At 35.9% G+C, this 18,980-nt stretch carries 14 protein-coding genes and 1 pseudogene; 2 read left to right on the forward strand and 13 right to left on the reverse strand.

Features of this window, described 5'->3' with window-relative positions:
- Positions 1-54 precede the first annotated feature (54 nt).
- From BMW37_RS01720 to BMW37_RS01780, 13 genes and pseudogenes are all read right to left on the reverse strand, one after another.
- Positions 55-765 (reverse strand): SPOR domain-containing protein, encoded by a 711-nt coding sequence (locus BMW37_RS01720; protein WP_177168554.1) that lies wholly within the window; start codon positions 763-765, stop codon positions 55-57.
- Positions 766-818: 53 nt separating this feature from the next.
- The gene (folC, locus tag BMW37_RS01725) at positions 819-2,204 is read right to left on the reverse strand and encodes a bifunctional tetrahydrofolate synthase/dihydrofolate synthase (RefSeq protein ID WP_093317192.1); all 1,386 of its coding nucleotides are present in this window, start codon (positions 2,202-2,204) and stop codon (positions 819-821) included.
- A 114-nt stretch (positions 2,205-2,318) separates the two neighbouring features.
- Positions 2,319-3,245, reverse strand: a complete 927-nt coding sequence (gene accD, locus BMW37_RS01730; protein WP_093317194.1) for an acetyl-CoA carboxylase, carboxyltransferase subunit beta — start codon at positions 3,243-3,245, stop codon at positions 2,319-2,321.
- Positions 3,246-3,561: 316 nt separating this feature from the next.
- Positions 3,562-4,224: a DedA family protein gene (locus tag BMW37_RS01735; RefSeq protein ID WP_093317197.1), complete on the reverse strand. Its 663-nt coding sequence runs from the start codon at positions 4,222-4,224 to the stop codon at positions 3,562-3,564.
- A 215-nt stretch (positions 4,225-4,439) separates the two neighbouring features.
- On the reverse strand, positions 4,440-4,820 hold the full coding sequence (locus tag BMW37_RS01740; RefSeq protein WP_093317200.1) for a VOC family protein: 381 nt from the start codon (positions 4,818-4,820) through the stop codon (positions 4,440-4,442).
- Between the two features lie 289 nt (positions 4,821-5,109).
- Entirely contained in the window at positions 5,110-6,834 is a 1,725-nt protein-coding gene (gene olsF, locus BMW37_RS01745; protein ID WP_093317202.1) for a bifunctional ornithine lipid synthase OlsF, read from the reverse strand.
- A gap of 417 nt (positions 6,835-7,251) precedes the next feature.
- A complete protein-coding gene (gene truA, locus BMW37_RS01750) occupies positions 7,252-8,088 on the reverse strand; it encodes a tRNA pseudouridine(38-40) synthase TruA (RefSeq protein WP_093317205.1) in 837 nt (278 codons plus the stop codon).
- 107 nt (positions 8,089-8,195) lie between these two features.
- Positions 8,196-9,107, reverse strand: a complete 912-nt coding sequence (gene mak, locus BMW37_RS01755; RefSeq protein ID WP_093317207.1) for a fructokinase — start codon at positions 9,105-9,107, stop codon at positions 8,196-8,198.
- A gap of 96 nt (positions 9,108-9,203) precedes the next feature.
- On the reverse strand, positions 9,204-10,733 hold the full coding sequence (locus tag BMW37_RS01760; protein ID WP_093317210.1) for a sucrose-6-phosphate hydrolase: 1,530 nt from the start codon (positions 10,731-10,733) through the stop codon (positions 9,204-9,206).
- Complete coding sequence (locus BMW37_RS01765) at positions 10,733-12,151, reverse strand: sucrose-specific PTS transporter subunit IIBC (protein ID WP_093317212.1); 1,419 nt, start codon at positions 12,149-12,151, stop codon at positions 10,733-10,735. Before BMW37_RS01765 ends, BMW37_RS01760 begins: the two co-directional genes overlap by 1 nt.
- Before the next feature lie 126 nt (positions 12,152-12,277).
- Entirely contained in the window at positions 12,278-13,390 is a 1,113-nt protein-coding gene (locus BMW37_RS01770) for a LacI family DNA-binding transcriptional regulator (RefSeq protein WP_093317215.1), read from the reverse strand.
- Positions 13,390-15,234 (reverse strand): ABC transporter ATP-binding protein, encoded by a 1,845-nt coding sequence (locus BMW37_RS01775; RefSeq protein ID WP_093317217.1) that lies wholly within the window; start codon positions 15,232-15,234, stop codon positions 13,390-13,392. The genes BMW37_RS01770 and BMW37_RS01775 overlap by 1 nt, the downstream gene beginning before the upstream one ends.
- A gap of 178 nt (positions 15,235-15,412) precedes the next feature.
- Positions 15,413-15,511 (reverse strand): annotated as a pseudogene (locus tag BMW37_RS01780) (transposase); the annotation flags it as partial.
- A 290-nt stretch (positions 15,512-15,801) separates the two neighbouring features.
- Between BMW37_RS01780 and BMW37_RS01785 the strand changes: the two are divergent.
- Positions 15,802-16,998 (forward strand): peptidoglycan DD-metalloendopeptidase family protein, encoded by a 1,197-nt coding sequence (locus tag BMW37_RS01785; RefSeq protein ID WP_093317220.1) that lies wholly within the window; start codon positions 15,802-15,804, stop codon positions 16,996-16,998.
- Between the two features lie 573 nt (positions 16,999-17,571).
- A complete protein-coding gene (locus tag BMW37_RS01790; RefSeq protein WP_093317223.1) occupies positions 17,572-18,945 on the forward strand; it encodes a PTS sugar transporter subunit IIC in 1,374 nt (457 codons plus the stop codon).
- Positions 18,946-18,980: the final 35 nt, after the last annotated feature.

The following is an 18,980-nucleotide window of genomic DNA, read 5'->3' on the forward strand; positions in this document are numbered from 1 at the left end:
AAATAACCTCTGGCAAGTTGATTCAACCAACCAATTACATTTACTGCTAATTATCTACTTTAAAGTGACTACTTGTCCATCTAAACCCGTTAAACTTTTCAATTTACCAAGCTGTTGATTCAACGCTTGTTTAGAATCATTCGGACCGACATAAACACGGGTAAGTTTAGCACCAGATACAGTGAAAGCTGGGTAGCCAGCTGCTTGTAATTTTGATACTAATTCATTTGCTCTTGTGCTATTTGATAATGCCGCAAGCTGAACTGCATATTTACCTGAGGCTTGACTAGATTTAGTATCAACGGGCTTAGCTTTAGTTTGTTCAGCTGGTTTTTCCACAGGCTTCTCAATATTTGTGGCAACTTGTTTTGGTGTTGTTGTATTTAATTCCTTGGGCTGTGTATTTGGGATATTTGCATTTGATGCCGTTGTAAGAGGAATCAGACCTTGTACTTGAGCTGTTGTATCGATTATGGCTGTCTCATCTGTGGTATTTGCTATTTCATTTTGTTCATTTAAATTATTATTTGGAACTGAATAATGTTCTGGTAATTCATTACTGAGTTGAATATTTTGTCCGTTAATTTGTGGTGCTTCAATATACGTTTGATCAGTGTGGTTTTGATTTTGGGGGTATAAGGCAATAGCAGGTTGATTTTGTCCATTGTACCATTTTTTACCATCAAACAAACTCGGTAAAACAGCAACACTTATTCCAACTAGAATAATAGAACCGACTAATTGTTTTTGAAACTTACTCGCCACTGATAACTCCTTGTCGCTTACTATGAGCTTCTTTTTAAAGTAACAGGTAGTATTTAAAAAGAAGATGTTAAAAATTCTGCAACTGTATAGAATGAACCGCAGACGATAATGATATCATTTTTTTCAACTTTATTTTCTAAGTAATCATATGCTTCTTTAATCGAGTTATGAGATGTTACTGGTGCTACAAAATGCCCTGACTGTTTATACGAAGCTTGAAGGTTATTCAGCGTATCAGATAACAGCTCAGCACTAGCCCCTCTAGAAACGTTCAAAGAGATAAAATGAAAACTATCTGCTGAAGGTATTAATGCATTAAGTGTGCTTGCAATATCTTTATCTGATAACATACCAATAATAAAGTGAAATTTAATTGAGTTAGGTAGGGTTAATTTTAGTTTGTTTACTTGCTCACTCAGGTACTTTGCTGCATGTGGGTTGTGTGCGACATCTAAAATGATCTTTGCAATTGTTTTTTCTTTATCGTCAATGCGTATTTCTTGGGTCTGTATAATTTGGAATCTACCACTGAGCGAAACCTTAGTGAGTGCATCTTTAATTTGTTTTTCAGAGATTCGTCTATCATCAGCGCGATTTAAAAAGCCGCCAGCATATAAAGTTGCCAATGCCGTAGCTGCATTTTGTACCGGAATCTGCGGATAGGGTAGATTCAAAAGTTGTAAATCTGTACCATGCCAATTCCAAGAATCTAAAGATTGCTTAAAATGCCAAACTTGCCCCAATTCATAAAGCGGTGCATTGATTTCGTTTGCAAAATTTATCATGGATTGAGGAATATTAGGTTCACCTATCACAGCAGGTCTGTTTGTGCGAAATATGCCTGCTTTTTCTTTAGCTATGACTTCTCGGTTATCCCCTAACCAATCAACATGATCAATATCAATAGAGGTAATGACAGAGATATCTGCATCAACAATATTACATGAATCTAGTCTTCCTCCTAAACCAACTTCTAGGATAACGACATCTAAACTAGCCTGTTTAAAAAGATGTAAAGCACTTAGGGTGCCAAATTCAAAATAAGTTAAAGAAGTTTCCCCTCTAGCGTTTTCAATCCAAGAAAATGATGCTGTATGTTCATGATCTGGAAGTTCTTTACCTTGAATTCTAACTCGCTCATTATATTTAATTAGATGAGGAGAGCTATAGACTCCTACTTTAAATCCAGCTTCAAGTAAAATTAATTCTAAGGTTCTGCAAGTAGTACCTTTACCATTTGTTCCCCCTACAGTTATCACAATTGGGGCAGGTTTCAATAGAGATAATTTATCACCAACCTTTTTTACTCTAACTAACCCCATATCAATAGATTTTGAATGTAAGTTTTCTAAGTAGGATAACCAGGTTGTAATATTATCTTTTTCGTGTGGACGATAACATTTATCATCGTGTACAGTAGGGGAAGATTGTTCTGACATAGGCTCACATTATTCTAAGGGAAATGAATCAGACTTGTTATATAATCACTTAAACAAATAAAGGCACCTTATTAAATAATACGGTGCCTTTATGAAAATTGCATTTTGCGCTACTTAAGCCTTTTTAGGTGTTGAGGAATCTTCTTCAACTTCATGCGCAGAGTGTTCAATAAAGGCCTCTGGCTCAGGCTCTGGTTTATTCATTAATTTTGCAAGAATATTTGCAATACGCTCACGCATTTCTGTTCTGCGAATTATCATATCAATTGCACCTTTTTCGATTAAGAATTCGCTACGTTGAAATCCTGATGGTAATGTTTCTCTAACAGTTTGTTCTATAACGCGAGGACCTGCAAATCCAATTAATGCATTAGGCTCAGCAATATTTAAATCACCTAACATCGCAAGGCTAGCAGATACACCACCCATAGTGGGATCAGTCATTATTGAAATATATGGCAAGCCACGTTCACGTAATTTCGCTAATGCTGCACTTGTTTTAGCCATTTGCATTAAGGATAAAAGCGCTTCTTGCATTCTAGCGCCCCCACTTGCTGAAAAGCAGACAAAAGGGCAGTTATCTGCTAGAGCTTGCTCTACGCCTTTAACAAACCTAGCCCCTACAACAGATGCCATTGAGCCCCCCATAAATGAAAATTCAAATGCCGCTGCAACAATAGGCATTTGTGCTAATTCGCCTTTCATAACAATTAATGCATCTTTTTCACCAGTGGCTTTTTGCGCTGCAACTATGCGGTCTTTATATTTTTTTGTATCTCTAAATTTTAGAGCATCCTTAGGTTCAAGTTCTGCACCAATCTCTATGGCAGTGTTTTTATCCAAGAACTTAAGTAGTCTAGCCCTTGCATGAATTCTCATGTGATTGTCACATTTGGGGCATACTTCTAAATTTCGAATGAGTTCAGGACGAAACAGGGTTTGGTCGCACTGTGAGCATTTAGTCCAAGTGCCTTCAGGAATGTTTGCTTTTCCTGTTGCTGAAATTGTTGGTTTGTTAAATATTCTCTCGAGCCAGCTCATCGTTATAGCCTATAAATTAAAGGGTTAGTAGTTTTATTGAAACCATTCTTTTTATGAATGATCTTTTCATTATATTTAATAATATCTAATGCAAGCGACTTTTCGCTCATAAGTATATTTTACCGTATTATACACGAACCTTAGTTGATTGTCGGTAATCAAAATGAATCGACGATAAAATTAGTTCAAACATAGGTATTGATAACTATATTGTACCGATTAATCAATTAGATTAAAGCATAGATTTTCGTGGTTGTATATTTTTTGATAAAAAAAATGAGTTATCTGCCTAATTCTAGGAGATAACTCATTTTTATTAATTACTGTTCGATTTTTTGTATTTTCTTCTTTCTTTTATGAATTCAATTATCCCTGGTAGAATTGAAATGAAAATTATAGCAACTATCAAAAGCTTTAGGTTGTTTTGAACAAATTCTGTTTGACCAAAGAAATAACCAGCGTAGCTAAAGCTGCAGACCCATAGAATCGCGCCAGATACATTATACATTGCAAATTGACGATAGTTCATGCTTCCCATACCTGCAACAAATGGGGCAAACGTGCGAACTATAGGTACAAATCTTGCTATGATAATGGTTTTACCACCATATTTTTCATAAAAAGCATGAGTTTTATCTAAATGACTAGGTTTAAAAAACTTTGCGTTAGGATTGCTGAATAATTTTCGTCCAAAATATTTGCCAATCGTATAATTCACCGCATCCCCTAGAATTGCAGCAACCAGAAGTAGTGCCACGATTATATGGACATTAATTGGTGTTTCAGGCAAAGATGCAAATGCGCCAGCAACAAAAAGGAGTGAATCACCAGGTAAAAATGGTGTCACAACTAAGCCTGTTTCACAAAACACAATCAAAAATAAAATGGCGTAAACCCAAATGCCATATTCAGCAATAAGAGTTTGTAAGTGAACATCTATATGAAGAATAAAATCTACTAGAGCTAAGATATAATCCATTAAAAATCCTTAAATTAAATAAACGACTAAGTTTATGTGTGTTAACTATCATGCTTTTATCGAAGTTTAGTAGGATTTAACATAAAAAAGCAAGTTAATAGCGGATGTTTGAGTGATTAATTATTTTTTTGATATTTTTACATGGTTTAATCAATAGGGTATGATTTGGTAGCAACTAATCGGTATGCTGTTGAATAGTTGCTGGCTTGATTAATTTAGCGTGCTTGAATAATGGCAAAATAATTATTTTCAGGATCAGCAAAGTTGAATACTTGTTGACCTGTCGGGAGAGTCATTAATTCACCAACAGTAATTTTTTTGGATTTAAACTGTTTATATAATGTATCGATATCTTGAGTTGTAGATAAGAGTATCGACGGCGTACCCAGATTCAGCTCAGGTTGATAGCGAGCAATTAAATTTTTATCGTGTAGAACAATTTCAGTTCCATTTTCTCGACCATCACTGATAACAATGATTGGTACCCCTGAATCATTATTGTTCTGTTTTATAACAAAATTTAAATGTTCAACCCAGAATTGAGCGATTTTTTCTTGGTTTTCAACATAAAGCATAATTTGATGAAATTTAATCATTTTCGTTAATTTCCATGAATAGATATTGTGTTTATAAAAAAGCCTAATATTTCGATTGATTATGGCTGAATGTATCTAAATTTGATTTAACCATATCAGCTAATATTTTGCCCGATATAGACAATTACAGAAGATTATCAGAGTAGTCAAAAGAAGTATATTCATGAATGAGTTTATTATTAGCTTCCATTTTCTTGTTTTTAATAAAAACAAAAAAATGAAAGCTATATGAGATAATTTTCGCAACATAAATTTAGAGCTTACTATTTGTATATTAAGGTTTTTTATGTTAAGCAGATCTTGATGAGATTGCGTTTAAATGCACACCAATATAGCGTTCATATCGTGCAGGCTTTAATTTACTCAGATCTACTAAAACTAATCCATCTATACTATTATTAAAATCAGGGTCAGTGCCAAAATCAATAAATTTAACCCCGCCTGGTTCACATAATTCAGTATATTGCTTATATAGCGTTGGAATAGCACAACCCAAATTAGTTAACATACTTTTTAAGCATGTGAAATCTGCTTGATAATCATCGCCTTTAAATTGGGCGAGGACATCAGGTAATGATGCAGGATAGGGATTGCGTGAAGTTGCTAATAGGTCAAGGTCAGGAAAATATAGCCGATAAAATGCAATCATTAAATCTCTCGCAGCCAAGGGCAGGGTACCTGACATTGACACTGGTCCAAAAAGGTAACGATAATGTGGATAGTGTGCGATAAATGCACCAATGCCTAGCCAAAGGTAGTCTAATCCACGTCTCCCCCAATATTTTGGTTGAATGAAGCTTCTCCCAAGCTCTATGCCATGCTGTAAATAAGGCATCATACGCTCTTCATAATTAAAAAGCGTATGGCTATAAATAGATTCAATCCCTTTTTCGATAATCGATTCACCCGTAGGCAAAAAGCGATACGCGCCGACAATTTCTAATTCTTGATGGTCCCATAAAATAAGCTGGTAGTAGTAATCATCATAGATATCTAAATCGCGTCTTTTTCCAGTACCCTCTCCAACTGCACGAAAAGCAATTTCTCTAAGGCGACCAAGTTCCCTAAGTACAGGGCTATTGTCGCTATCTTTACGCTGATAAAGATAGATAGATTTGCCATCAGGAGTTTGTCCAAGGCATTCGGATTGTTCAATTTGTTTTTTCAGTAAGATTCTATCTTCAGCTAAGGCAATAGGGGCTTCACAATGAAACAATCCAGGTTTGGAATGTCCAAGACGATAAACATGTTTTCTAAATTTTTTTGCTAACTCATTGATATCAATTTTGTTGTCGTGCCAGTTATGGAAAGGAATACTTTGGCCAACTTTGATTTTTACAGTTTTATTTTTTTGTTCAAACATTTCTCTAATCAATAATAAAGATGAAAGCGGTTTGTAACAAATTGAGGTTGTATAAAAAAGCGGACTATTTCTAGCTTTGACATGGATTGGAACGATAGGAGCTCTAGATTTTGCTGCAAGCTTAATAAAGCCAGTGTACCACTTCCCATCACGCACACCGCTAACATTTAATCGTGAAACCTCTCCTGCTGGAAAAAATAATAAGGCACCTTGGTTTGTTAGGTGTTGATGCATAGATTTAATTTGTTGTCTATGTGTGTTTTTCCCTACATTATCAACAGGAATGAATAAATTGCTAATCGGTTTGAGATTAGAGAGAAGTTGGTTAGCAACTACTTTAATATCCGGTCTCACTTTAGCGATTAATTTGATCAATAACAAACCATCTAAAGAACCAATTGGATGATTAGCAACAAGAACTAATGGACCATTTGAGGGAATGTTTTCCAGTTCATCAATATCATACAAACAATTAATTTTGAAATATTCTATAATTTGTTCGACACACTCTAGTCCTCTTAAGTGAGGGTAAGCTTCAGCAAAGTCTTGAAACTCTTTTTCATACACAAATTTTTGCAGTGCTTTGCGTTTGAGTGATGCAAAAGGACTATCATTAAAGTTGCTCGGAAGTACATCGTTAATATTAAACATAAGCAATTCTCCTTAATACAGTTTATTAACCTATCTCAGATATTCTCATATTGAGATGACAGTTAAATGACCGAATATACAATTAAACTAGCATAAACGGTATTAGGTTAACCTTAACAAACACAGACTTAAAAAAAAATCACTTAATTAACTAACAAAAATAGTTAGCTAGTTTTTTTTGAAATGTTTAAGTTTGATTTTTTTTGGTGTAAGTAGCTTATTGTAAATGAAAAAATAAATATAGTGTTGGTTAAGAGAGTATTAAATACTGATCTTCAAGGGGATAAAAAATGATGCTTTTTTTATGATGAAAGTGTTTTTTTTTCTCTTTATTTATGCCTTTTTACGAATCATAATCATGTTAAAAAGGCATAGATTAAAAGAGGTAGAAGAGTGAAAACAAATCACTACAAGAGGTTATGCTGTCGGAAGATTACTCAAAAATAAAGGACCGTCATCGAATTTTGGTAGATTAAAATGGTCTGGATAGTTTACATGGACTAAATATAAGCCATTCGGCTTAGCGGTAGCAGCAGCAATTTGACGATTTTTTAGAGTGAGTAGCTCAGCTATCCACTTTTCCGGTTTTGCTTTAATACCTACTTGTATTAAGCTACCTGCAATATTTCTTACCATATGGTGTAAAAAAGCATTTGCCTGAACTTCAATAACAACATAAGCCCCAATCCGTTTAACCGAAATATACTCTAAATTTCTCCATGGGCTGTGAGATTGGCAAGCTAAAGCTCTAAAACTGGTAAAATCATGTTCTCCAACTAAACTTTGTGCAGCCCTGTGCATAGCCATTTCATCTAGTGGCTCAAAACACTGAGTTAACCCACTTTGTAATATTGCAGGTCTTAGCCTGTGGTTATAAATCACATAGCGGTATCGACGTGATTGAGCTGAAAATCGCGCATGGAAATCTTGTGCTATAGGCATGGCAAATTTTACTGCGATATCTGGCGGTAGTTGACTATTGACACCTAAGGTCCAAGCGCCTTGTGCCCTTTGAACATGAGTTTTGAAATGAACAATTTGGCAAGTTGCATGAACACCTGCATCAGTTCGACCTGCACATTGGACCTCGATTACTTCATTGGCAATGTGACTGAGTGCTTTTTCCAGTTCACCTTGCACAGTTACTGCATGATGTTGTCTTTGCCAGCCGGCATAACGAGAGCCATCATATTCAATTCCCATTGCATAATTTAATAAGGGAAGCTCATTATTGTTATTTAAAGAGGGTTGCATAATTAATGTTATGATTTTTTTAAAGTAATTTTATGTGTGATTAGTCAGTATAAAGCAGTACGGCGACTGTTAACAAGTCGCCGTATCAGAGATGAATCTATTTTAACTTATATTTGCGGCCAAAGCCATGCTGCACCACGAACACCACTCGAATCACCATGAACAGCTTTTAGAATTGGGGTTGAGCACTCACCACCAAATACCCAAGGTAGAATTAATGAAGGAAGTGAATCATAGAGTTTATCTACATTACTCATCCCTCCCCCAAGGACAAATACGTCTGGGTCAAGTTGGTTTGTGACCTGAGCAATTGCTTTAGCTAAACGAACCTGATAATTATCAAAAGCTTTAATTGCAATAGGATCGCCATTTGTTGCTTTTTCCATTATGATTCGACCGTTAACTCTTGGGCCTTTAGAAAGCCTTTGATAATCATTCATGAAACCAGTGCCTGATACAAATGTTTCTAAGCAACCGCGTTTTTGGCAATAACATAACACATCTTCACTATAAGATTTATCTTCAGGCGTCATCCAAGGCAGAGGATTATGTCCCCACTCACCTGCATTACCATTTGCGCCTGCATGGACTCGCCCATCAATCGCAATACCAGCACCACACCCAGTCCCAATGATGATTGCAAATACGGTTCTTTTGCCTTTTCCAGCTCCATCTGTTGCTTCTGATACGGCAAGGCAGTTTGCATCATTTGCGACTCTCACTTCGCGATTAAGGAGTTTTGATAAGTCAGTATCGATTTTTTGACCATTTAACCAGGTTGAATTCGCATTTTTAACCTTCCCCGTAAAAGGCGATATCGTGCCAGGCATGCCAAGACCAACTGTCCCTGTTTGCTTAGTTTCTTGCTCTGTTAAATTTACTAAATAGACTAACGCTTCTAATGTTTTTTGATATTCACCTTGCGGAGAGTCAATTCTATGGCGAAAAATTTCTTTTCCATCGTCCGCTAAAGCAATAACTTCAGCTTTTGTACCGCCTAAATCAATTCCGATACGCATATCAATTCCTCTTATTAATAAGTTTACTATAATGGATTTAAATCTGAGCTAGCATAAGTGCCTTTTAAATGATTTTATTTGGTTAACTTACTGTGTTTAATATTGCCATAGTGTTACAGATGTTTTATGGCCTTGCCAAATAATGGCATTATTGTTAACAGCAGAAAAATGCCTTAAGCTAGCGGCTGCCTCTCCATGATTAAAAAATACCTCAAGAGACGAAGTATCCCCAAATAACTGAATGTGAGTCAATGGTTTACTTAGTTTGTAACAACGTGTTGTACCGTACTTAGTTGCAAATGCAATTCCTGCAAATTCCCTATCAATGGTGACCTGTCGCGCCATCGAATCATATCGGACGGTTAATTTTTCGATAGCGGAATCTTTATTGTTTAAAAGTAATGGGTCACTTGCAAATAATGCTAACTCAAAATTATCAAAGGTTGAGTCATCTGATAAGATTAATTCAAAATGGGCACTGCGTCCAATAATACTTTTATCATCTGCATACCCTTTAAAAATGACTTCTTTTCTCAGGTTTTGTAATTCTTTGACTGGATGCTGAAAAATCTTTCCATCAATTAAAGTCAGTTCTCTAGGTAAGGTTAGACAATGCGCCCATCCATCTTTATCGCTTGGATACTCAATCTCTGGTAATCCCATCCATGCTATCATGATACGTCTACCATCAGGAGTCATGGTTGTTTGAGGGGCATAGAAATCAAAGCCAAAATCAAGCTCATGAAATTCTCCATGAGAAAATGTGAGATTAGGTAAATTAAGCTCTGGACCCACAATATAGCCGGATTGATAAATATTTTGGAATTTATCATCAGTAGGGTTTAATCCTTGAGGTGAAAAAATAAAGACACCGAATGATTCATTTTCTTCAGTTAAACAAAAATAATCAGGACATTCCCACATATAACCAAATTGCGTTAACTGTGTGTTTATTTCCCCTATAAATTGCCAATCTTTACCATTTAGGGAGCGATAGATAACACCGGTCCCTTTTAGATCGCATTTTCTTTGGGCGCCAATAATGGCATAAAAGAGTTCCCCTTCTTGCCAAACTTTTGGATCACGAAAATGTTCAGTATATTCTGGAGGAATCGATTCAATCGCATCATTAACGGTTTCAATCAGACCGTTTGGCATCAGTTTTGCAATTACCTGCGAACAACTGCGCTTCCAGTTTTTATCACGCCTATTAGCAGTATAAAAAACGTGTAGCGAATCGTTGAGAATAAAACCACTACCTGAATAGGCACCATGAGAATTAATATGACCATCAGGAATTAAAGCAACACCACAATCTTCCCAGCTAACTAAATCCTTTGATTTTACGTGGTACCAATGCTTTAAACCATGTACAGGCCCTAAAGGAAACCATTGATAGAACAAGTGATACTCACCATTAAAATAACAAAAACCATTTGGGTCATTCAATAAGCCACACGGTGGCTGGATATGGTATGTTAATCTAAAAGGTGCATGAGCGACTTTTGATTTTAATGTCTCTAATGAATACGCGCTGACTTCATGCAAAGAGGTATAACGTTTTTCCCTATCCCATTCGGATGTTTCAATAGAAAGTAAAGATGCTAGCATAGTTTCTTTGTCCATTACATAGCCTCTTTTTGAGCTTGTCTTTTGGCTAAAATAAATGTCATGCTAAAGGCAATAGTAAAAGCAATCGCCATGCCAATAATATAAGAAAAGAGTGATTTGGGTGCAATAGAGATGATCCCAGGTAAACCCGCTGCTCCTAAGGCGATTGCAAGTACATCTTGATAAGCAATAAAAGCAGAAGCAAAACCTGATCCTAAAATTGCCGCATAAAATGGATAACGTAGTTTAAGATTTACCCCAAACATAGCGGGTTCAGTTATGCCTAATAATGCAGAGAAACCTGAAGCTGAAGCAACACCTTTCATTTTTGCATCTTTGATAATAAAGAATGCTGCTAGAGCTGCTGCTCCTTGTGCAACGTTAGACATAGCTGCAATAGGGAAAATAAAGGAGCCACCAGTTTCCCCCATGTTAGCTAATAATTGCGTTTCAAGAGCAATAAAGCTATGGTGCATACCAGTAATGACAATTGGGGCATAGAAGAATCCAAATAAAAATCCTCCTAAAACACCTAAAGAATTGAATAACCACAAAATACCAAACATAATCCATTCACCTAATTCACGGGTTATTGGACCTAAAGCAATAAAAGTTAAAATTGAGGTAACTAGAATGGCAAATAAGGGCGTTAGCAGCATATCTAATGCAGCTGGAATAAATCGCCTGAAGCTTTTTTCAAAAAAAGCTAGTACATAGGAAGCTACTAAAACAGGCAATACTTGTCCTTGATACCCTAATTTTTCGATATGCATACCAAAGATATCCCAATAAGGTATGCTTGTGGCGCTATTAGCATCATAGGCATTCATTAAATCTGGGTGCACCATGATCATTCCTAGTGTGGCACCTAAAAATGGGTTGCCTCCAAATCGCTTAGTAGCAGAAAAACCAATTAACACAGGTAGAAACACAAAAGCAGCGTTCGAGAAAGTATTAATCATGCTAGCAAGATCATTAAGTGCTGGTGTCTTATCGATTAACGATTCTCCAACATAGAAAAGATCTTTGGCTGTTAATAGGTTATTGATTCCCATCAATAAGCCACCTGCTACAATTGCAGGAATGATTGGTACAAAAATATCGGAGAGCATTTTTACAAAACGTTGAATCAGATTAAGCTTTTCAGCGCTAGCTGCTTTAACATCCTGCGTTGACATCTCAGTTATTCCAAGTTGCTTGCTTAGTTCTGCGTAAACAAGATTAACAGTACCTGTTCCGATGATAACTTGATATTGCCCACCTGTGGAAAAAGTTGCTTTAACGATGTCCAAGCCATCAATTTTAGCTTGATCTAATATAGATTCGTCTTTGAGGACAAGTCTTAAACGTGTCGCACAATGTGATGCGGCTTCAATATTGTTAGAACCACCTAGGGCGGTTATTAACACTTGAGTAGACATTTGTATATTCATCAGGATGGCCTTATTAAGTAAAGAGTGAATAGATTAGAGTATATTAGAGTATAAAAGTACATTAAGTATTATCATAAATTGGCAATACTTAATGTTAATGGAACCGATTCCAATAATCTAGAGCTTCTATGATTTTAAGTCAACACTCTGATGCTTTTTTAAGTGGAAATCTGTAAAAATGTGATCGGAATCAAGTGTTAATCGGTTCTGATAGTGAGTCGCATCGATTCTTTTCAAACAATTGGCTGAGGATGAGGAATTAAACTGTTCAATACAAAGCTGTTTTACACTTGCATCTTCATTGAGCATAATTTGGTTCATGAGTTTTAATTTATACGCCGCTATTTGGCCAGCTTCATAAAAAGGCAATGAAATTGTTGTGATGGCAGGATGAAGCATCTCACTAAATTGGTATCCACCAAAGCCTGCCAGGCTTATCTCATCTGGGATGCTTATCCCAGCCTCAGCGAGCGCTTTAAATGCACCAAGTGCAATATTATCTGTTGCGCATAAAATTAATGAGTAAGTTTTTTTGTCAGCTAAGATTGATTTTGTTATTTGATAAGCATCATCCATGCTAAAAGAGCATAAATATCGGGTCAGATTAGCATGATTAGACTTAAAAACATCCAAATATCCCTGCCAGCGATTTTTTCCTACTGCTAAGTCAGATTCTGCAACTCCTATATAGGCAGCATTATCATGGCCAAGTGAAATACAGTATTTAGCTAAGGTTGAAGCTGCTTCGTAATCGGGGTAAGCAATAAAAGGGAGGGTAGGATGCGTTTGACCTACTATTAAAATAGGGATATTAGCAAGTTGTAACTGTTTTATGACTTTATTATGTTCAGAGGTAAACTTTGATGCTAACCAAACCACTCCTGCTAATTTTTGCTTACTTAAATTATCAAGTGCATTTATCTCTCTTTGTATTGATTGACTGGAATTGAGTACAAGCATTTGCATATCGAATTCAGAAAGAATGCTGTCCAATCCCATTAACGTACGTGAAACTGCATAAGAATCAATTCTTGGTATGACAACACCCACTAGTTTACTGTGCTTTGACTTTAAGTTTTGGGCTGATTGGTTTGGTAAAAAACCTGTTTTTTTGATAATTTGTTCAATCTTAAGCTTTGTTTTTTCGCTGACAGATCCTCCATTTAAAAATCGAGATACGGTACTCTTAGCGACACCGGCAAGATTAGCAATATCATTAATATTAAGAGGCTTATTCATTACTCATTATCCAAATTATCATCGGAAGCGAGAAAACCGCCACTTTGATGGCGCCATAATTGTGCATACATGCCATTTTGTTCTATAAGTTCGTTATGACTTCCTGATTCGATAATCTCACCTTTATCCATCACAATAAGTCTATCCATCGCGGCGATAGTGGACAGTCTATGTGCAATTGCTATGACTGTTTTCCCTTCCATTAGACGATACAAGCTTTCTTGAATAGCGATTTCAACCTCAGAGTCAAGGGCACTTGTAGCTTCATCAAGCAGTAAAATAGGGGCATCTTTTAGCATGACTCTCGCAATGGCAATTCGTTGCCTTTGTCCACCTGAGAGTTTGACGCCACGTTCACCAACATGAGCTTCATAACCCTTACGTCCTAAATGATCTGAAAGCTCAGTGATAAATTCATGAGCGTGTGCATTTTTTGCAGCTTCCATGATTTGATCTTCGGTAGCATCAGGGCGTCCATAAGTTAAATTATCTTTTACCGAACGATGCAGTAAAGATGTATCTTGTGTAACCATTCCAATGTTTTGCCGGAGGCTTGACTGCGAAACATCTGCTATTGATTGACCATCAATTAATATTGAACCACTATCGACATCATAAAATCTGAGTAAAAGATTTAATAAGGTTGATTTTCCTGCACCAGATCGACCAACTAAACCGATTTTTTCACCAGGTTTAATCTGTAGGTTTAACGATTTTATAACTTCTTTTTCACCACCATAACTAAACTCAACCTCTTTAAAAATGACTTCACCTTTTGAAACAATAAGAGAGTTCGCGTTAGGTTTATCTTTAATTTCAACTTGCCTAGATAAGATTTGTAACCCATCTTGGACCGTGCCAATATTCTCAAATAAGTTAGACATTTCCCACATTATCCATTGAGACATTCCATTTAGTCTTAGTGCTAATGCGATAGAAGCTGCAACTGCCCCAACACCCATAATACCTTGTGACCATAGAATGAGTCCCATGCTTGCTGTAGCAATTGTTAAAAAGGCGCATAATGCATAATCAAGCGTATAAAATCCTGTCACAAGACGCATTTGTGCATAAACAGATTGCATAAACTCTTTCATTGAATTTTTTGCAAAATCAGCTTCACGATTAGCATGTGAAAAAAGTTTTACAGTAGAAATATTCGTATAGGCGTCAGTAATTCTCCCAGACATTAAAGAACGTGCATCAGCTTGGCGTTTAGCCACTTTTCCAAGTCTAGGGACAAAATAGATATTGGCAGCTGCGTAAAAAAAGAGCCAAACTAAAAATGGAATTAGCATTAATAAACTAAAATTACCCACTACTAATAAAATAGTCACGAAATAGATCCCAACGAAAACTAAAATATCCATGAATATCATAGTGACATCACGAGCAGCTAAAGCAGTTTGTAGTACTTTTGTTGATATTCTGCCAGCGAATTCATTTTGGTAAAATCCCATGCTTTGATTAAGCATTTGCCGATGAAATAACCAACGCAAACGCATAGGATAATTACCCATCAAGGTTTGATGCTTAATTAAGCTTTGAACACCAACGAGCAGGGGGCTAATTAATAAAATGATTAATAAAAATAAAATCCTATGGCCTTCCTTAGCCCATAGATCTTCTGGTTTAGTTTCACTTAACCAGTCAATAACATTACCTAAGAAACTAAATAGTACTGCTTCAAAGATACCGACGGCAGCTGTAAAAAGAGACATAATGAAAATATATCGACGTATCCCACTGCTACAAGCCCAAATAAATGGGATAAGTTTAGTTGGATATCTTTTTGGTAAGTTATCAGGAAAGGGATTTATTTTTTGTTCAAACCAATTAAACACATTCACTCCTTAAAGTATATACTATAGTAATTAAGTTAGAGTATATCATTAGATTACTAAAGAGATTCAAATTAGATAAACTAAGGTGTCAATATTTTAGTTTTTATCAAAAGTGCGTAAAACTTTGCCCTTTGGGGCAGAAATGTAAGCACGGACTGCCTCGCAGTCCTATCGGTAATTAGTGAGGTGTACGCTGCTGTTCAATGTACTGACGTACCACAGCAATAGGTGCACCGCCACAACTGCCCGCAAAGTAACTTGGCGACCAGAGCTCGCCTCCCTACAGTTTTTGGCGAATGCTAGGATAATTTTTTTGACTGGTTCCAATCCCCTTGCTTTAGCAGGGGGAGGATGTCAAAGAATCAGTATTTGATATTGTTAAAACGGTAATTTTGATTTAGCGTGATGATAGCATCAAGATTCTTTAATTAAATCTGTAGAGATTATGCACGCTTTACTCATTTAGTACAGGTGCTCAAGTAGATATTATAACGGTTTTTGGGGCCAGCTTATGGTATAGTAGGCGGTATATAACTTACTTTAATTTATCTTACTGAACAGAATATTATGACTAAAAAAAACAGGTGTCTAGCACAGGTGATTGCATTTTTATCTCTTTTAATTTTGAGTGATGTGTCTTTTTCAGATGATAATAAAGCCCAATTGAATGCTCTAGAAACTGAAATAGATAAGCAAGAAAATAAATTGAAAAATCAAAAAATAGAAAAAGATAAGTTAAATTCGCTATTGCAAAAACAGAATCAAGAGATAAATGCATTAGAACTAGAATTAAAAGCGTTTAAAACTGACTTAGATGTAATTGATGACGAAATCAAATCAATTGAAACTCAAATTAGTAAGATTAATCAATCTATTATTGAACAAAAAGCTCTACTTCTCAAACAAATTGAAATGGCATTTATGCAAGGGCAAAGTAGTACAATGGAGATGCTTTTTTCAAGTGAAAACACGCAACGTAATGATAGAGTTGTCGGTTATATTGGATATTTGAATCGTGCACGCGAAAAAACTATTGAAATAATCCAAACACAAGAAATTGAGTTGCGTGAGAAACAAGATGATATTAAAGCTAAAAAATCTCAACAAGAGACTTTAATCAAAGAACAGAATGTAAAATTAGAAGCGCTAGAGGCTGTAAAATTAGCACATTCAAAAACAATATCACAAATTAAATCGCAAATGAGTAAAACAGAGGATGAATTAGTATCTTTAAGAGACGATCAGATTAACCTTCAATATAAAATTCAACAGGCTACGAGAGAGGCCGAAAGGCAAGCAGCGGCATTAGCAGCTGAATCATTGTCTAAATCCCAAACTAGTAATCCTTCTACTGGTAAAATGTTAAGTCAAAGTTCGAATAGTTCAGGAAAAACTTTACCAAAACCTGTTGATGGTGCAATTATTATCAATTATGGTGAGCAACTAGGAGGAGAGATCATGAGCAAAGGGTGGGTGATCTCTGCTGCATATGGTCAATCGGTTAAAGCTGTACAATCTGGAAAAGTACTGATAGCTGATTACTTACAAGGGTATGGTAATGTCATTGTGATTGATCATGGTGCTGGGTATATGAGTTTGTATGGTTATAATAGTGAAATGCTTGTTAAGCAAGGCGATGATATCTCAATAGGAAAGGTTATTAGTAAAGTTGGTCAAAGAGAAGGTGAATCAGATAGTGGGCTGTATTTTGAAATTAGAAAAGAAGGCGAAGCTGTCAATCCGATAACTTACTTGAATAATTAGTCAAAATTAACCTGGCTATGCTTCACCTATTAAATATAACCAGTGAAATTGATCCATATCAATTTATGTGCACCTAGATTGAGACTCATACTCAATATTAAGTTATACTGCGTCCATGTAAATTCATTGATGTTTCCCTGGTGTTGGCGCAATATTAGCGCACCCCAATCTAACGGTTGGGGTTATTTTTTTACCCATCAAGAATCTGTCTGATATGAATAGTTATTCATAGTCACATAAGTATTATCTAATCCTCTTTTCAATTTGTTTTCACAAACACTACTTTATTGTCTAAGCAAGATAAGTCTATAATCTGCATTTGTTTGTATTTCCATATATGTGACACCTTAAACTGACAAAAGTGAGTTTATTAGCTATAAATCGTGATCAAATTCACATTAATAAGAATATTTCCAATAAAAAATAGATAATCCTTTCTTTTACGGTTATTTTGGAATAAATTATTCATTATAAGTTGTAATATTAGAATTGTATATATTGCGAGTTCATTTTTTAGCCATATGGTTTAGCTTGAGACTTTAATTAAACCTGGCTCGTCTAAAAGGAGTTGATATGTCAAAGTTTACTGATTTTTTAGATAAGCAATTATCTATGAGGATGGCTGCTCTTTCTCAACAAAGGCATTTAATTGCTGTTCGAGATGGTGTTATTTCATCCTTACCTTTTATCATCATAGGAAGTTTATTTTTGATAATAGCGGTGCCTCCACTACCTGCAGAATGGGCGATTACCATGTGGGCAAAAGCTCATGCTGCACAAATTTTGATTCCATTTCGAGTAACAATGTTCATTATGACACTCTATATTACATTTGGAATTGGGTATAACTTAGCCAAAGGGTATCAGCTCGATCCTTTAGCTGGAGGACAAATTGCTATAGTAGCGTTATTGCTATCTATTGCACCGAATATATTAAAATTAGGCAATTCAATCATGGCTCCATTAATTGGCATTGATGATGGAACATTTATGGGATTAATGATGCCGGTTGGTGCTGAAAGTATGGAAGAGTTCCGTAAGGTATCTGAATTTTACTTGCCAATTTCTAATTTAGGTGGGCATGGTCTTTTCATGGGAATGATTGTTGCGATTGCCTCGGTTGAGATTATGCGCCTTTGTAAAAAGTACAACATTACAATTAAGATGCCTCCTCAAGTTCCACCGAGCGTTTCTCGTTCATTTGAAGCATTGATTCCGATTCTATTTGTTGTCATTATTATGGTTATGCTAACACTAGTTTTCGGTCTTGATCTTCATAAACTTGTTGAACACGCCGTTGCACCTATTGTTAAAGCAGGGGACAGTTTGTTTGGGGTTCTAATACCAGTATTTTTAATTACCTTTTTCTGGTCATTTGGTATTCATGGGGTTTCAGTAGTCGGATCACTAGCTCGACCTGTTTGGGAAGTGTACTTAGGTAATAATGCTTCAGCAATAGAACAAGGTCTTCCCGCTCCACATGTTGCGCCAGAAACATTCTTTCAATGGTTTGTTTGGATTGGGGGATCTGGTGCTACAGTTGGATTAGTTTTTGCAATGTTATTTTTAGCTCGTTCTACCTATCTGAAAACAATGGGGCGGACTTGTTTTATACCTTCTATTTTTAATATTAATGAACCTGTTATTTTTGGTACTCCTATCGTTTTAAATCGTTATCTCATCCCACCTTTTATCATTGTGCCGCTTATCTTGGCTGGTTTATCTTATTATGCAACTGTGCTTGGTTTCGTTAGACCAACCTATGCGCAAGTGCCTTGGACATTGCCAGCACCGATAGGCGCATATTTATCTACTGGGGGAGATTGGCGTGCAGTGGTGTTAGTTTTGATTAATATTGTTATTTCGTTCGTTATGTACCTTCCATTCTTTAAAGCTTATGATAAAAGCTTATACTTAGAAGAGAAAAATAGCTCAGCAACTGCTTAAATATTTAAAAATTAACTTTTTGTAACATTTTTAGT

This window comes from Thorsellia anophelis DSM 18579 (assembly GCF_900111395.1).
Lineage (GTDB): Bacteria > Pseudomonadota > Gammaproteobacteria > Enterobacterales > Thorselliaceae > Thorsellia > Thorsellia anophelis.

What these genes read in the sequence shown, in the direction of transcription:
- folC (WP_093317192.1), bottom strand. Translation starts at nt 2,204, where the DNA reads ATGTCAGAACAATCTTCCCCTACTGTACACGATGATAAATGTTATCGT.
- accD (WP_093317194.1), bottom strand. Translation starts at nt 3,245, where the DNA reads ATGAGCTGGCTCGAGAGAATATTTAACAAACCAACAATTTCAGCAACA.
- BMW37_RS01735 (WP_093317197.1), bottom strand. Translation starts at nt 4,224, where the DNA reads ATGGATTATATCTTAGCTCTAGTAGATTTTATTCTTCATATAGATGTT.
- BMW37_RS01740 (WP_093317200.1), bottom strand. Translation starts at nt 4,820, where the DNA reads ATGATTAAATTTCATCAAATTATGCTTTATGTTGAAAACCAAGAAAAA.
- olsF (WP_093317202.1), bottom strand. Translation starts at nt 6,834, where the DNA reads ATGTTTAATATTAACGATGTACTTCCGAGCAACTTTAATGATAGTCCT.
- truA (WP_093317205.1), bottom strand. Translation starts at nt 8,088, where the DNA reads ATGCAACCCTCTTTAAATAACAATAATGAGCTTCCCTTATTAAATTAT.
- mak (WP_093317207.1), bottom strand. Translation starts at nt 9,107, where the DNA reads ATGCGTATCGGAATTGATTTAGGCGGTACAAAAGCTGAAGTTATTGCT.
- BMW37_RS01760 (WP_093317210.1), bottom strand. Translation starts at nt 10,733, where the DNA reads ATGGACAAAGAAACTATGCTAGCATCTTTACTTTCTATTGAAACATCC.
- BMW37_RS01765 (WP_093317212.1), bottom strand. Translation starts at nt 12,151, where the DNA reads ATGAATATACAAATGTCTACTCAAGTGTTAATAACCGCCCTAGGTGGT.
- BMW37_RS01770 (WP_093317215.1), bottom strand. Translation starts at nt 13,390, where the DNA reads ATGAATAAGCCTCTTAATATTAATGATATTGCTAATCTTGCCGGTGTC.
- BMW37_RS01785 (WP_093317220.1), top strand. Translation starts at nt 15,802, where the DNA reads ATGACTAAAAAAAACAGGTGTCTAGCACAGGTGATTGCATTTTTATCT.
- BMW37_RS01790 (WP_093317223.1), top strand. Translation starts at nt 17,572, where the DNA reads ATGTCAAAGTTTACTGATTTTTTAGATAAGCAATTATCTATGAGGATG.